This window comes from Mesorhizobium sp. M1E.F.Ca.ET.041.01.1.1, from assembly GCF_003997355.1.
Classification (GTDB): domain Bacteria; phylum Pseudomonadota; class Alphaproteobacteria; order Rhizobiales; family Rhizobiaceae; genus Mesorhizobium.
On sequence record NZ_RZSL01000012.1, the window covers coordinates 1 to 13,964 of the forward strand.

The following is a 13,964-nucleotide window of genomic DNA, read 5'->3' on the forward strand; positions in this document are numbered from 1 at the left end:
GACCTAACCGACGAACTGGATGACCTGCTTCGGCTCGCCGTTCGCGAACGGATGGTCGCCGACGTGCCGTTGGGTGCCTTTCTGTCAGGCGGTGTCGACAGCTCCACCGTCGTGGCCTTGATGCAGGCTCAATCCAGAACTCGGGTGCGAACCTTCACCATCGCTTTCGGGGAAGGTGGCTTTGACGAAGCTCCTTACGCAGCCGAGGTCGCGAGACATCTGGGCACCGACCACACAGAGCTTCACCTTTCATCCAGCGCCGCGCGCGCCGTCATTCCGGAGTTGCCGCGGATATGGGACGAACCGTTCGCCGACGAATCTCAGATACCAACGTTGCTGGTGGCCCGGCTCGCCCGGCAGCACGTTACAGTGGCTCTGTCGGGCGACGGTGGAGATGAGTGCTTCGCCGGCTACGGCCGCCACTTCATGGCGGATCGGCTGAGACGTCACGAAAGGCTCCCGTTAGCACTGCGGCGAACGATGGCAGCGGGCCTGGGACTGCTGGCCCGTGCAGCGCGCAAGGATTTGATGCGCAGCCTGCCGCTTTCGGCAAACATTCGCCATATGCTGCGGAGCGACCGGCTCGATCGCCTCGCAGGGTTGCTCACCGCAACTCACGAAGACGAGCTATATCGACGGTTGGTGGGATCATCGACCAGGAGCCTCGCTCGCCACAGCCCGCCAGCATCGATCGACGGCACACCACAGCTTGACGGGTTGTTGTCCCGAATTCTGTATGACGACATGGCCGGCTATTTGCCCAGCGACATACTGGTGAAGCTGGACCGCGCGACCATGGCAAACAGCCTTGAAGGACGGTGTCCACTGCTCGATCACCGGGTTGTCGAATTCGCCTGGCGCCTTCCGTCCAACGTGAAGGTTCGCAATGGCGGCGGCAAGTGGATCCTTCGTCACGTGCTGCGTCGTTATGTTCCGCAGCGGCTGATCGACCGGCCGAAGCAAGGGTTCGATGTTCCCATTGCAGCCTGGCTGAGGGGTCCGCTGCGCATCTGGGCCAACGATCTTGTCGCCGATATGCGCGGTTCCGGCGACGGGATCTTCGACATTGCGAAGGTGAATGCATGCTGGCGCGATCACATCGACGGCAGGCACGACCATTCTCGCGAATTGTGGCCGGCTCTCATGTTCCAGGCCTGGCACAACGATGCGAGGCGGCTATCAGTGCCAGAAACGGGGCTCTCTCGCGTGCCCGAACTTACAGGAGTATAAGATGGAAGGGTCCAAAGTCAGCCGCATCCATCTTCCGCATGCCACTGAAATGCAGGTGCCTGGACGCGAAATCAACCAGCGTCTGAGACGGCCGCTGCGCGAACAGATGGACACGCAAACACCGGTCCATCAGCTTGTTGTTACCCTTCAGCGAAAAAGGTGGTTCCTGCTTGCCATGATCATCGCAGGAGGTGTCCTGGCCGCGCTTTCGGGCCTTGCCCGTCCACCTTTGTACGAAGCCACGACACAGGTGTTCGTCGACGCACCCAGCAGAGCAGCCCCCGCCGGCGGTCTGATCTCTGCTCAGGATATGCTGGACTCCAGCATGGACGACCATATCACCATGCTCTCGTCGCAAAGCCATTTGCGAAGCGTAGTGGCGGCGCTGCGCAAGATGGACGCTGCCGATGCTGCAAATCAGCCTGGTGATGGAACCGGAAGCCCTCCTCTCGATACTGATCGCGTCGAGCCGAAATCGCGCTCGGTCCTGAACAATCTGCTGGCCAAACTTTGGCCGCGAAGCACGCCGGCGGAGCCAGATGCGGCTGAACTCAAGGTGCTGCGCGAGGGCTTAAGGATTGGACAGGAACTGAGATCCAGAGTTATCAGCGTCGGCTTTACCGATCCTGATCCGGCGAGAGCCGCTCTGGTGGCCAATACGTTCGTCCAAGTCTATATCGGCGATCTTACAGCCAAAAGTCAGGCTTCGGACAGGCAGGAACTCGACTCGATAGTCGCCGGACTGCCGACTATACAAGACAGTCTCGCGGAAGCGACTGATCGTCTGGAGAGGTATCGACTGAGTCACGGCGCAGTCGATCAGGGTGCGGCGGACAACGCTGCCAAGGAGACGGCCGAACTCACCCAGCAGATATCGATGTCCAAAGCGGATCTCGCTGCGATGGAATCCCGTCTTCAACATATTGAGGACCTTCGCAAGCAGGGCGCACCAGTCGCCTCGCTGGTCGAAGCCATCGGCACGCCTGAGTTGGCCGACCTGGCGGCTCGCCAGGCCGGCGCGCCGGCAGACAAGGTTCTGAGCAAAGCGATTGACAGCGAGGTCGAGCACGGCCTCGCGCGTATCGCCGCGGAGGTGAACATCTATCGGGCTCAGGTACGGGCTCTGGAAGATCGTAAGAATGTCCTCGACGCGGTCGTGGCAGATACAGCCGGGCGGCTCTCGGGACTGCGCGCGCTCGAGCCGCAGGTGAGCATCCTGACGCAGCGATACAATGACCTGTTGGCCCGGCAACAGGACCTAAAGCGGCGGATAGCAAGTCCTTCCCCCGGCGTCGGAATTCTTTCCGCGGCGTGGCCGCCCACGAATGCAACAACCCTTCCGCCAATTTTCCTCGTTCCGCCGGGTATGATTCTGTTCGGCCTGATCGGAGGGATCCTGGTACTTGTCCGCCAACGCTTTGACCGCACTTTGCGCGGCGAGGTCGAAGCTGAAACAGCGCTCAGGGTTCCGTGCCTGGGATTGATACCCCAGGCTCCAACGACACACGCGAAGCGGCTGCAGCAGCTGGTTTTGGGTCAGCAGGAGTCTCGATACAGCCGTGCCGTGACATCCCTGCTCGTCGCGGCGGCACCAAATCAACTGAGAGTTCGTTCGCCGCACATCATGCTGATCACCTCCAGCGTGCCCGAAGATGGAGCGACCGAACTTGCATGGAGCCTGGCATTGGCGGCCACGCGGCTGGGCGGTCGAGTCCTTCTGGTCGATCTTGAACCCAAGGGCGCGCAGCTTACACTCGAGTTTCTGCATCAATTCAGTGGACCAAAGGCTCGCCATTCTTTCGCGGACTATGTGGGCAATCGCTGCGCCCTGGAGGATGCGGTTACCGGCATGCCTGAGGTCGGAATCGACCTAATGACCCTCGGTCCCTCGGAAGATCTGCTGACTCTGCTGTCCCGCGGGAACGGGTCCGAAGTGATGGAGGATCTGCACTCGGCTTATAGCGTCGTCATCATAATTGGACCATCGGGGCTCGGGAGGCCGGAAGCCAGGTTCCTCACTGGATGGGCGGATGTGGTGCTTTTCGCAGTCCGGTGGGCGAAGACGCAACGTCATGTCGCCCGTGGCGTGCTGGAACTGCTTCAGGGAGACGATTCTAGTTCGGTACCTGTCGGGAGCGTCCTTACGCGGGTGAACCTCAAGAAGCATGCCGGATATCGGCTCGGCGACAGCGCCGATCTCTTGCGCGAGAAGGTATGACGAGAGCTGCAGGCTCGTCCTCAAGCAACGATAATTGCAGGAAACGGGCGCGAGTATCGCCCTGGGGCCACTGCCTATACGCCGAGCGGCCGTCCTCGAACGGGGTGGTGGTCCTTGCAGCTTGGCTGCCCGATCAACTCATTCGCAGCAAGCGGTTCGTTGCTATTTGACTTAATGGAGCCGTAGCGCCGACGACGAGACTTTGTCGATCCTCGCCCAGAGTGCGTTCCCGCCCAGCGTCGATGCGTTCTTGACCGCATATGCCCACGCCGGCAAGCGTGACGGCGAAATCGCAAGCGCAGTCAGACCCTGCGCAATCCGTTGAGCTTTGCTTCGTGGCAGGGCGCGGACGAATTCACTCAGGGTGCCTGGTTTCTCGCCCTTGCGCAAATAGCTGTTCACGATGTCTTGCTTGAGGAATCCAAGCAGGTTGAACGGTTCTCGCTCACATTTGGTCAATTGCAGATCGTGCCGCCGGCACATGGCATCGAACGCTTCTTTCGTCCAGCGACCGATGTGGTTTGGTGGCATGTCTATGAGGGAGCCGTGGGATTCCATATAGTAGGTTCTGTTTTCGTTTGGCACTGCAATGAATACAGAGCCCTGCTGCCTTAAGAGGAATTTCAATCGATCGAAGACGTCATCCACATGATCCATGTGCTCAAAGACTTGAAACAAACAAATAAAGTCAAATGCCTCTCTCATAGAATCGAAGCTACTCTCTCGAACGTCGTTCGAAAAAGTCTTGAAGCCTTTTGCGGACAGTACGGACTGCGATTCTTCGTTATAGTCGACCGCAGAAATATCTGAGATGTCGAAGAATTTATTCTTCACGCGGTCGAGAAAGTAGCCGAAACCGGCTCCTACGTCGACAACGGTCTTTCCTTTGGTCTTCAAGCCCGTAAGCTCGACGATTGTTCGCGCATATTCCCATCTCATGGTTGGATAGGAGGGGTGCGCCCAGGCCAAGTTATAAAATTCGATGCCGCCCGCGACGAAGGGATCTGCGAAACCGAATCCGCAATCTGAGCATTTGCGGATATCGCAGGCGTCGCGGCCCCAGAGATCCGAGAGGTGGCTCGTCAGCTTTCGAGAGCGCTCGGGGTCTTGCCGCGGATTAATGAAGTGTCGGGAGGCCTCGTCGGCTGTCACTTCGAACAATTTCGCAGTTGATTTGCTGCCACACGCCGGACAGATGGTCATCACGCTTGTCCCTAAAGCCCTGACCGCACGAAGCCGCGATTCCGAATTGGCAAAATGCACTTGACGTGACCTTACGATGGGGACCGAACGTCACCATCATTTATCTGAATGACATCGTTCGGCGGAGTGGCGCCGCAATGAATCCTCATGCTGCGCAGGGTAGAGGCCTCGAGGTTGAGAGACGCCTTCTGCCAGCCCGGAAGTTCGCAATTGTTGAACCCTCGCGCCGGTTTCCGTGGGCGCATCGGCGGATGCCGATACTCGGAATGAAAGCCCCTTTGCGATGACTTGCATCGAGCAGCGGAACTCATGATCCAGCCGCTCTGCCGAATCCGGTCATTCAGGTGAATGATGGCGAGGCCCTGCGCCCATCGTAAGCTCTCCTTGCCGTGATGACTTTGCCTCTTCGGAAGCGCCAATTCATGTCAGATAGGGGCCAGCGACATTCTGTTCCCAGGGCCGAGAAAGCAATCATCGATATTGCGTGGAGCCCGATCGACACCATCGTTTGCGCGGCTGGAGGGGTATCGGCCATGGCGATCGCCGGCCAGCTCATTCTGGTCGCAATGCTCTACGGTCCTTCGGTGACTTTGTCAGCAATCCTTGCGGCCTCGACGATGCGGCTTCTCGCACGCGCGGACTGTCTCGAATGCAAGGCTGCGCTTCAAGCGGCACGCCAAGTTCCGATTTGGCAACAGCGCGGACCTTTTGCTTACACGAAAACCGTGAAGCGCGGCTATTATGATCGGGTGTTGAATTCGTGATCATCGAGCTTTTCGGACCGCCCGGTTCGGGCAAGACGACCTTTGCTCACGCCCTTGCCAAGCGCCTGTGCGAGGACGGATACCACGCTGAGGTTGCGCGGAGCTACCAGCCTGCCGAACGGGCGGGAACCCTCGACTTCGGAGTCTTCCTGTTCGTCGCGAGGATCGTCTCGGCGACGTTGTCCACGATGAAATTGGTTCTCTTTCCGCCAAACGGCATTGAGGACCTGTCGAAACCTCTGCTGATGGTCAGGGCAATTCCACCCAAAAGCGCACTTTGGCGCGCCCGCATCTGGCAGCAGCTGCTGAAAATGTCTTCTGTTTGGGATCAGGCCAAGTTCACCGAAGACATCGTGATCTTCGATGAGGGGTATGTTCAGGCAATCGGGTCGCTGGCATCGCTGAATGGAGCCGCGGGAAAAGCCGCCCTTGCAGCGGCGCTGAACAACGTTCCCGTAGCTGATATCACCATTAGAGTCGTGGTGCCGCGGCCGATCGTTGCGACACGTTTGCGCCGGCGCATGGAACGCGAACCTCCCGCGGAACGCCTCTTTGAGGCCGATTTCGATGTAAATATGGGTTCCTTTGGTATCTTCAAAAAAATCAGCGAGCTGCTTTCCGTGTCCGGCCGCGAATTTATTTCGGTAGGCATTTCAAACGAGCCCACAACAATGAAAAGCATTCAGGACGTCGAGCGCAAGATCGTCGCCAAAATGATAGAATCCGGCGGCGGATCCCCAAACGTAACTTCAGCATTCGCAGTGGATAGCACCAACTGAGGCAGCGGTCCTGACTCCGGAAAGTCCGCGCGTCCCAGTGCGGTCGCGATCACTAAAGCGCGTTGCGCTGAAATGGATCCAGGCGACGCGCTTTAGGTCTTTGTTTTTATGCATGTCGTTTTCGCAAAACCGCTGCACACTTTTGCGCGACATGCATTAGCTCGAGAGTTGCCAAGGCTGATCGTTCCAACCGATGAGCGGGATAGGGGCAGGCGTGTCAAGAATTGTGCTGCTGGTTCGCAATCCAACGGTCTCATTCGGGCAGCCGGAGTGCTCGGCCGGGCAGCGTCATTCAGGTGAATGATGGCGAGGCGCGGTGTGCACCGTAAGCTCTTTGTCCCAATCCTCAGCCGCTTCTGGAATCGCGAGCCATGTCCCAAAGCGACTTTCTGAGATCCAGGGGGGGGGCAATAGGAGCCGATCTTCCTCCAAACGCGATCGGCAAAATCGTCCGAGCGGCGGGTGGCGTATCGGCGATGGCGATTGTCGGGCAACTCATCCTCGTCGCCACGATTCCGATACTGGCCAGGCTCTATTCTCCCGCGGATTTCGGCCTCTTCACGATCTATCTTTCGGCCGTAAACATACTTGGCGCCGTCGCAGCACTGCGCTTCGAGCCTTCGCTGTACGGCGTCAAGGACGCCGAACAGACCTATGTCACGGTCAAGCTAATTCTCCTGGCTGTGTTGGTGACCGGGGCGCTGACCTTCGCGGCCGGGCAGGTGCTTTCGAGCGTTACACCTGTCCAACTCAGACATCTGGTCTGGCTCGTTCCAATTGGGATGAGCGGCGCAGCACTCGTTGAAACGATGAATTGCTGGGCCTTGCGCGCGGGCTTGTTGCGTGATTTCGCCGTCGGCCGTCTCATCTTGCCCGCGACCATGGCCTTGCTGCAGTTGGTTTTCGGCTTTGCCCGTCTGGGGGGGGAGGCGATGGTGCATGCGCACATCCTCAGCCAGTTCATCTTTCTCGCTTTCCTGGGCCTCCGCATTCTGAGTTGGAATGACCTGCACGGCATCGCCCGAGCGCCATGGCGGAGCGTCCTCGACAAGGCCAGGAGGGAATACAAGTTCCCGTTGTTCGACATCCCCGCGACCCTTGGCAGTTATGCCATCAACAATCTTCCGGCGATTCTCGTCGGTTCATTGTTCGGCGCGGCTTTCGCCGGTTACCTCGGTGTCGCGGCACGGCTCGTAACTGGGCCTATCGTGCTGATCGCCACGCCGCTCAGCAACGTCTTCGTCGCCGAGGCGAACAAGAACGGCAATCGCGGCCATCTGCTTGGCATCGCGCGGGGCCTCCTGATACTTGCCGCTGGTCTCGCCGCATTGCCGATCCTGGCGCTCGGGCTGGCAGCCCCTTACCTTGTCGTTCCCCTCCTGGGCGAGGCCTGGATCCCGACCGCCCAGATCATGACCGCGCTGGCGTTCATGGGCGCCGTGCAGGCACTATCGACGCCACTCGGCGAGGTTCCCGCTCTGCTGCGCCGACAAGAAGTGCGGCTCGTCGTCGACGCCGCGCGGATGGTGCTCGTGTTTGGTCCGTTGCTCGCCGGCGCGAAGGCGGGTTGGGCGCCCATCGACGTCATCTATCTCATGGCGGCTGGCGGAACAGTCGGCTTTGCCCTCAGAGCCGCAGCCTCGGTCTACCTATTGAGGCGCAACGCAGAGCGGCCGACGTTGCCGAGCTCATATCATCGCGAGGAAAGAGCCCATGAAGCTCCTATTGAATAGCGGCGCGCGCTCTGAAGGGGCTATGCCACCAGCGGATTCCCCGGAGCGCAAAGAAGGTGAGGCAGGTTCGTCGCGGCTCGGTCCGCGTGACATGAACGATGCCGCTCATTTTGCAGATGCTGCGGCACTGCGCCCGTTCATTTCAGTTGCCGTTCCAACCTTTCGCCGGCCCGACACCATTCGGCGCACCATTGACAGCATTGTGGGGCAAGACTTCTCGAACTGGGAACTTGTTGTCAGCGACGACGAGGGACGAGGGGGGGCGAGTTGGCCCATCCTGCAAGAATATGCACGAACCGACCCTCGCATTCGAATCGTGGAAAATCACCGAGGCCGAGGGCAGGTGGAGAACACCAACAACGCCATGCTCGCCTGCAGGGGGAAGTGGATCAAGTTGCTGCATGACGACGACTGGTTGGCGCCGGGAGCCCTGAAGAGGTTTGCCGAGATTTCGATAAAACATCCGTCGGCGGCGTTCATGACCTGCGCAGCGCATGTCGTCGAGGAGAGCCGGGTGGTCATGCGCTCGGATCCACCGGAGCAAAACCGGGTTTCGCTCTATTCAAGCCAGCAGTGCCTGACGGACCTTTATCTGGTTCGCATGACCAGGAGCCTTGGCATCATACCCTCGACGCTCTTGATCAACGCTACGATCATTCACGCCGGGTGCCTGATGCGCGCCCATAAATCAATCCCGGCCGGGGTCGACCAGTTGTTCTTCGTGGACCTTGCCCGTTGCGGAGATATGGTTGCCATCAATGAGGGGCTGATCTTCTACGACGCGACACGCCACCCGAGCATCACCACGACGAAGAGCTACGACGACGTGGACGAGGTAACCCTTGCCGTCAAGCAGCTCAACTGGGGTCTTATCGAGGACAGGAAGGGGCTGCCTGATCCCGAGACCCTTTTGCGTGCGCTGCGGGTTGCCCGCATCCCGGCCAGGCTCCGGTATCAGTCCTGGCGAACAACCATGCGGGATGCGCTGCAGATCCTTCGTCCATCGGTGATGAAAATAGCCAATCAATATGCTCGGGAATACCTGTTCAGGATACGCCGGACACTCGGGCCGTTGCAGACCCGCAAACGCTGAGCGCTATCGGTTGGGCGCGAGCTGGCAGGCCGCCCATCGCGAAGGCGCCGTCGGCGCCAACGGCCGGCGCTAGAGCAATTCCAGGAAAAGTGAAGTCGTCGCTTGTGTCTGGAGCGGCTCATCGTTTCACGAAAACGCCGAACCGCTGGCTATTTGTTTCCACGCAATTGCGGACGGAGGCTACGGCGAAGTCGCCGCGCCTAAAGCGCGTCGCGCTGAAATGGATCCAGGCGACGCACTTTAGGTCTTTTTTTTATGCATGTCGTTTTCGCAAAACCGCTGCACACTTTTGCGCGACATGCATTAAGCGTTTCGCACTTTTCCTGGAGTTGCCCTAAGGCAACACGGAAATCCGCCCTAAAAGAGCGACCAGTTCCGCCTGACGCTTCGTGTCCGTTTTCGCGAAGAGCGAGGCAAGCTGGGTGCGGATCGTCGTCCGGCTAAGCTGACAATGCTCGGCGATTTCCAGGGGGGCATCGCCTTTCGCCAAGCGCAATGCCAGATGCGTTTCGGCGCCGGTCAAGCCGAACATTTTCTGCAGCGTTTGAGGGTTCGGCCCGGATCTCGGCTGGCGGTCAAGGAGGGCGAGGATGATCGATCTGTCGGGAGTGACGATCCCTTCTTCGTTGAGGATAACCGGCCGGTCTCCAGCGCTGCGGATCACGATCCAGGACAACGTCCCGGGCATAAAATGAGCGGGCACGCTGGCGATCAAACTCCGCAGCGCCGCAGCCAGATCGCTGTGTCGATCCGGAGAATTCCCATAACTGTCAAGAATGGTTTCAGCGGCCGCGTTCCATTTGAGAACCCTCTTCGACTCGCTCAAAACAAGCCAGCCACAGCCTATGCGCTCGAGCATGCCGGTTATCGAATCGAGCCCCGGCCGCTCGCACCTGCTTACCGGAACCGGCCTGACCTTGCGGTCAGAGCCTTGAGCATAGACCGAGGTCTTTGGCCTGCCGCCAAAGCCCGCCTCCAACATGCTACGTTGCGCGCTGTATCGTGTGTCGTTCTGCCCATCGACCAGGTTCATTGACCACCCCTATCGCCCATCGCCGCTATCGGCGCCCTGACGCCAAGTCGCTGCTTCGACACAAGTGCGTCTTGACGATCGATAATCGGAAGGTTTGGCTGCTGATTCTCAATAGGCCGGGACGTTGGAGTGTGAAAGCGAGCAGACGTACTAGATTGCGCGTTCGACGGTCTAAGCTCGACGGGTTAAGCCGAAAGTAGTAGTTAGGTTGGATGAGGTGCTGAAAGAGGTCTAGTCCTGTCGCGAACTCATCTAGCGTCGACGGCCATACTGATCGCTACATTGCTCTTCGAGGCAAGGGTTTCCCTTACGGGTGCCGTTGACCCAGGTTTTCTCGAATTCATCCCGGCGATCGTTATCATTGCCTTCCTTGAGAACCGCTGGCTTGCGATCGCATCGACCCTTGTGATGGCGGCTGCCGGTTTGGGTGCCCGGATCGTCATGAATGGCCAGGCTTTTGCCGATGAATGGGTACGCGCCATTCTGCTTTTGCTTGCCGGCGGGATGATTGCCTTTCTTTTCGACCGTTCGAGGCAAAGCTTACGTGCGTCGCTGGACGTCAAGCTCGCAGCCGTCGAGGCTGCCGAGTCGCGTTACCGCCGGGTTTTTGAGCGAGCCGCCATGGGCTTTGCCACCGCCAACGACAAAGGTGAGGTGCTGCGATCGAACAGGCGCCTCGGTGCCTTGCTGGGCTACCCCGAGGATGACCTTGTTGGCCGGCAGATGGATGCGTTTGTCCATCCGGACGATCGTGACTTGTTCAAAAAGTCGCTGGCGGGGCTGAGTGCCGAGACGCCGTCGTCCGGCTCAGAAATGCGCCTGATCAGAAAGGATGGCAGCACGTTCTGGGCCCGGCTCACGCTTTCTTTGTCCGCGCCGGACACGTCGCCGCTCGACAGTCTGTTCATGGTCGTCGACGACATTACGGAACAACGATCGGCTCGTGAAGCGCTTGTGGCTCAGAGGGAGTGGCTGGACCTCGCGCTATCTGCCGGCAGGCTGGGCATGTGGCGAATAGAGTATGGCGAAAAGGTCATCTCGGGCTCAAACAAATTTTGGGAGATTTTAGGGCTGCAGCCGGCTGCGCTTCGTCCCTTGGGGGATATGTCGGCAATCGTACACCAAGCGGACTGGGCGAAAATCGCATCGCCTCCAAGGAAGGATCGTCCTGGAGCCAATTATGACGTTGAGGTCCGTATCAAGCGGCCGGACGGTCAAATCCGTTGGATCGCCTTGCGGGGACGCGAGGAAAACCAGAACGGCCGCAATCAACGGACTGGCATCGCAGCGGATTTGACCGAGCGACGGCAAACGACGCTGTTGCGTGCGGCGATCAGAAAGCAAGAAGGGCTGATGCTCGAACAGCGCCATAGGTCCAGCAACTTGTTTGCTGTCATCACGGCCATAGTGAAGATGGTCAATGCGCCGGACGGCAACCTCGTCAAATTCAAGGAAACGCTCATCGAGCGAATTCGCGCGCTCGAGGTGACGCATATGCTGCTCACGAACAGCGCCGATGCATCGTCCACCATTCATGATCTGGTCGCTCAGGAACTTCGGCCCTTCTCGGAAGCAGGCAAGACAACGGTTACGGGCCCGGAGATCAAGATTTCAGGCGGGGCGGCTGAGAGTTTTGCAATGATCGTCCACGAACTCACCACCAATTCGATAAAGCATGGGGTGCTCGGCGACTCGCACGGCAAGATCGAGGTGCGATGGGATTTCGTCTCAGGGAAGGCAGGCGACGAGGTCGTATTTGATTGGATCGAAACAGGGAGCAGACGCATCGCTCCGATCAAGCGCCAGGGCTTCGGATCAATGGTTCTGGGAGTCGACGGAGCACCCCTTTTAGGGCATTCCTCAAAATTCGAAATGCGGGAGGATGGGTTGCGGTACTCTCTCCGGCTGTCGCCGAAGGAGATCCAAGGCTAAGCGCGTCACGTTGAAACGGATTTGAGCGACGCGCTTTAAATCTTTGTTTTTATGCATGTCGTTTTCCCAAAACCGCTGCACACTTTTGGGCGACATGCATTGGTTCACATCGGCCCCAACCAGGTCTTGATCAAAACCGCCGCTTCCGTGCGATTTCGAACCCCCAGCTCCCGCATGATCGCGGCGGCATGAATCTTCGTCGTCGCCTCGGCGATATCGAGATCTCGCGCGATTTCCTTGTTCGAGTATCCTTCAGCCATCAGCCTCAGAACATCCTTCTGTCGCGACGTGAGCCTTTCCAGGGCGCCGGCACCGGCACTGTTCCCGTGCGGGATCTCCAACATGTGCTCTCGGCTCCCGGAGTTCCGGGACAGCAGCGCCGGCACGTAGATTCGACCTGAGAGGATTTCCTTGACCGCCAGCACGACCTCCTCATCGCTCTGCGATTTCACGATATAACCGTGCAGCCCCACCGAGAGAGCGGTCAGTATTTCGGATCGTGAATCGTTTCCGGAAACAATCGCAAACCGTGTGTCCGGATAGGTCGCCAGGACGTCGCCAAGCACTTCTTGAGTGAAGAGCCCCGGCATGTTGAGGTCAAGCATCGCGAGGCTGACGGGCTTGTGTTCGGCAAGAAGGCCAACGACGGCATCGAAACACGTCGCCTCAAAGATATCGACGCCATCAATGCCGGCGGTCAAAGCCAACCGCAGGCCACGCCGGTAGAGGCCGTGATCATCGGCGATGACGATCTTGTACATTTTACCCCAACGCACACACTGCCCATTGGGGGGCTAACGGCAATCGCCCAGAGCGTTGTTCTGCCCAATACGAATTCTGAGGCGATCCATAACCTGTGGTTAGCCGGTCCCCAACAATGCCCGCTTCACACTCAATCGCCAGTCTGATGTACCCATCCGGCGGCAGAAAAGCTTACTCCCCGTTTACCATGATTCAAGTCGGACCTTGGTCCGTCGGTGCCTGCGGGCGGACGAGCTTGGACGCCGAGCGACAAGTCTCGCCATCCGGGCTCCAATCCGTGCAGCTTTGAGCAGCGTCCGGAGCGCCATTCGAACGCACGACGACAGGCCACCGGCCACGGCGTAATTTCCCGGCCATGAAGTCGAGGCATGTCCGGCAGGCCATCGGTCGCGTTCATCCTGCCGGACGATAGGGTTGATCATTGGTCGTGTCGGCCGAGTACGCACGGAGGATCGTATGAAAGCGGTTATTCAATGCGGTGGAATGGGTACGCGGCTTCGGCCATTCACATCGGTATTGCCCAAACCTCTGATGCCGATCGGCGCCCGGCCGGTGCTTGAATTGCTGCTGAAATGGCTGCGGCGCAACGGCATCGAAAACGTCTATGTCACAACCGGCTACCTCGGCCATCTGATCCGCAGTGTCTGCGGCGACGGTTCGCAATGGAACCTCAAGATCCGCTACACCCAGGAGATGGAACCGCTCGGGACCATCGGCCCGCTCTCCTTGATCAGGGACGAACTGGATGAACCGTTTCTTGTCCTCAACGGCGACGTGCTCACCGACCTGAGCCTCAGTCGGTTCGTGGCGACGCACAAGGCGCACAACGATTTGGTCACGATCGCGACCGCTTCGCGTATCACCAAGATGGATTTCGGCGTCATCGACGAGGTCAACGACACAGTCCGGGTGTTCCGCGAGAAGCCTGCGCTCTCGCACCTGGTAAGCATGGGAATATATTGCATGAATCCAGGCGTTCTGCAGTTCATTCCATCGGGCATCCCCTTCGGGTTCGATGATCTCATGCTGCAAATGCTTCAAGATGGACAGGTCGTGCACGTCTACAAGCACGAAGGTCTCTGGCTGGACATCGGCCGCGTCGAGGATTTTCAGAAAGCGCAGGCGACATCCTGGGAGGAGCAGTCGGCATCCATCGAGGTCGCCGCCGCCGCGGCGTGAAGGCGCTTATCGACACACGTGAAAAATCACCGGGAGGT

At 58.9% G+C, this 13,964-nt stretch carries 11 protein-coding genes; 8 read left to right on the plus strand and 3 right to left on the minus strand.

Going from position 1 to position 13,964, the window contains the following annotated elements; translation table 11 throughout:
- Positions 1–1,230: asparagine synthase C-terminal domain-containing protein (locus EOA38_RS02730; protein ID WP_245480734.1), on the plus strand; the 1,230-nt coding region annotated here is incomplete at its 5' end.
- A 1-nt stretch (position 1,231) separates the two neighbouring features.
- A complete protein-coding gene (locus tag EOA38_RS02735; RefSeq protein WP_127298375.1) occupies positions 1,232–3,448 on the plus strand; it encodes an exopolysaccharide transport family protein in 2,217 nt (738 codons plus the stop codon).
- Between the two features lie 171 nt (positions 3,449–3,619).
- On the opposite strand, the gene EOA38_RS02740 is transcribed toward EOA38_RS02735, so the two are convergent.
- Positions 3,620–4,651 carry a class I SAM-dependent methyltransferase gene (locus EOA38_RS02740; RefSeq protein ID WP_127298376.1) on the minus strand — a complete coding sequence of 344 codons (1,032 nt, stop codon included), beginning with the start codon at positions 4,649–4,651 and terminating at the stop codon, positions 3,620–3,622.
- A 533-nt stretch (positions 4,652–5,184) separates the two neighbouring features.
- On the opposite strand from EOA38_RS02740, the gene EOA38_RS02745 reads away from it, so the two are divergent.
- From EOA38_RS02745 to EOA38_RS02765, 4 genes are all read left to right on the plus strand, one after another.
- Positions 5,185–5,415: a hypothetical protein gene (locus EOA38_RS02745; protein ID WP_189434409.1), complete on the plus strand. Its 231-nt coding sequence runs from the start codon at positions 5,185–5,187 to the stop codon at positions 5,413–5,415.
- Positions 5,412–6,194 carry an AAA family ATPase gene (locus tag EOA38_RS02750; protein WP_127298378.1) on the plus strand — a complete coding sequence of 261 codons (783 nt, stop codon included), beginning with the start codon at positions 5,412–5,414 and terminating at the stop codon, positions 6,192–6,194. Before EOA38_RS02745 ends, EOA38_RS02750 begins: the two co-directional genes overlap by 4 nt.
- A gap of 476 nt (positions 6,195–6,670) precedes the next feature.
- Positions 6,671–7,927 carry a lipopolysaccharide biosynthesis protein gene (locus EOA38_RS02760; RefSeq protein ID WP_245480735.1) on the plus strand — a complete coding sequence of 419 codons (1,257 nt, stop codon included), beginning with the start codon at positions 6,671–6,673 and terminating at the stop codon, positions 7,925–7,927.
- Entirely contained in the window at positions 7,908–9,020 is a 1,113-nt protein-coding gene (locus EOA38_RS02765) for a glycosyltransferase family 2 protein (RefSeq protein WP_245480736.1), read from the plus strand. The genes EOA38_RS02760 and EOA38_RS02765 overlap by 20 nt, the downstream gene beginning before the upstream one ends.
- A gap of 334 nt (positions 9,021–9,354) precedes the next feature.
- Here EOA38_RS02765 and EOA38_RS02770 read toward each other — a convergent pair whose 3' ends face one another.
- Positions 9,355–10,053: a helix-turn-helix transcriptional regulator gene (locus EOA38_RS02770; RefSeq protein WP_126091636.1), complete on the minus strand. Its 699-nt coding sequence runs from the start codon at positions 10,051–10,053 to the stop codon at positions 9,355–9,357.
- Between the two features lie 282 nt (positions 10,054–10,335).
- Here EOA38_RS02770 and EOA38_RS02775 point away from each other — a divergent pair, with 282 nt between their 5' ends.
- Positions 10,336–11,985 (plus strand): PAS domain S-box protein, encoded by a 1,650-nt coding sequence (locus EOA38_RS02775; protein ID WP_245464862.1) that lies wholly within the window; start codon positions 10,336–10,338, stop codon positions 11,983–11,985.
- A 104-nt stretch (positions 11,986–12,089) separates the two neighbouring features.
- On the opposite strand, the gene EOA38_RS02780 is transcribed toward EOA38_RS02775, so the two are convergent.
- Positions 12,090–12,746 (minus strand): response regulator transcription factor, encoded by a 657-nt coding sequence (locus tag EOA38_RS02780; protein ID WP_126091638.1) that lies wholly within the window; start codon positions 12,744–12,746, stop codon positions 12,090–12,092.
- A 457-nt stretch (positions 12,747–13,203) separates the two neighbouring features.
- On the opposite strand from EOA38_RS02780, the gene EOA38_RS02785 reads away from it, so the two are divergent.
- The gene (locus tag EOA38_RS02785) at positions 13,204–13,926 is read left to right on the plus strand and encodes an NDP-sugar synthase (protein ID WP_126095724.1); all 723 of its coding nucleotides are present in this window, start codon (positions 13,204–13,206) and stop codon (positions 13,924–13,926) included.
- Positions 13,927–13,964 lie beyond the last annotated feature (38 nt).

Excerpts from the sequence above, each read along its gene's own strand:
- EOA38_RS02735 (WP_127298375.1), top strand. The coding sequence starts at position 1,232 with ATGGAAGGGTCCAAAGTCAGCCGCATCCATCTTCCGCATGCCACTGAA.
- EOA38_RS02740 (WP_127298376.1), bottom strand. The coding sequence starts at position 4,651 with ATGACCATCTGTCCGGCGTGTGGCAGCAAATCAACTGCGAAATTGTTC.
- EOA38_RS02745 (WP_189434409.1), top strand. The coding sequence starts at position 5,185 with ATGGCGATCGCCGGCCAGCTCATTCTGGTCGCAATGCTCTACGGTCCT.
- EOA38_RS02760 (WP_245480735.1), top strand. The coding sequence starts at position 6,671 with ATGGCGATTGTCGGGCAACTCATCCTCGTCGCCACGATTCCGATACTG.
- EOA38_RS02765 (WP_245480736.1), top strand. The coding sequence starts at position 7,908 with ATGAAGCTCCTATTGAATAGCGGCGCGCGCTCTGAAGGGGCTATGCCA.
- EOA38_RS02770 (WP_126091636.1), bottom strand. The coding sequence starts at position 10,053 with ATGAACCTGGTCGATGGGCAGAACGACACACGATACAGCGCGCAACGT.
- EOA38_RS02780 (WP_126091638.1), bottom strand. The coding sequence starts at position 12,746 with ATGTACAAGATCGTCATCGCCGATGATCACGGCCTCTACCGGCGTGGC.
- EOA38_RS02785 (WP_126095724.1), top strand. The coding sequence starts at position 13,204 with ATGAAAGCGGTTATTCAATGCGGTGGAATGGGTACGCGGCTTCGGCCA.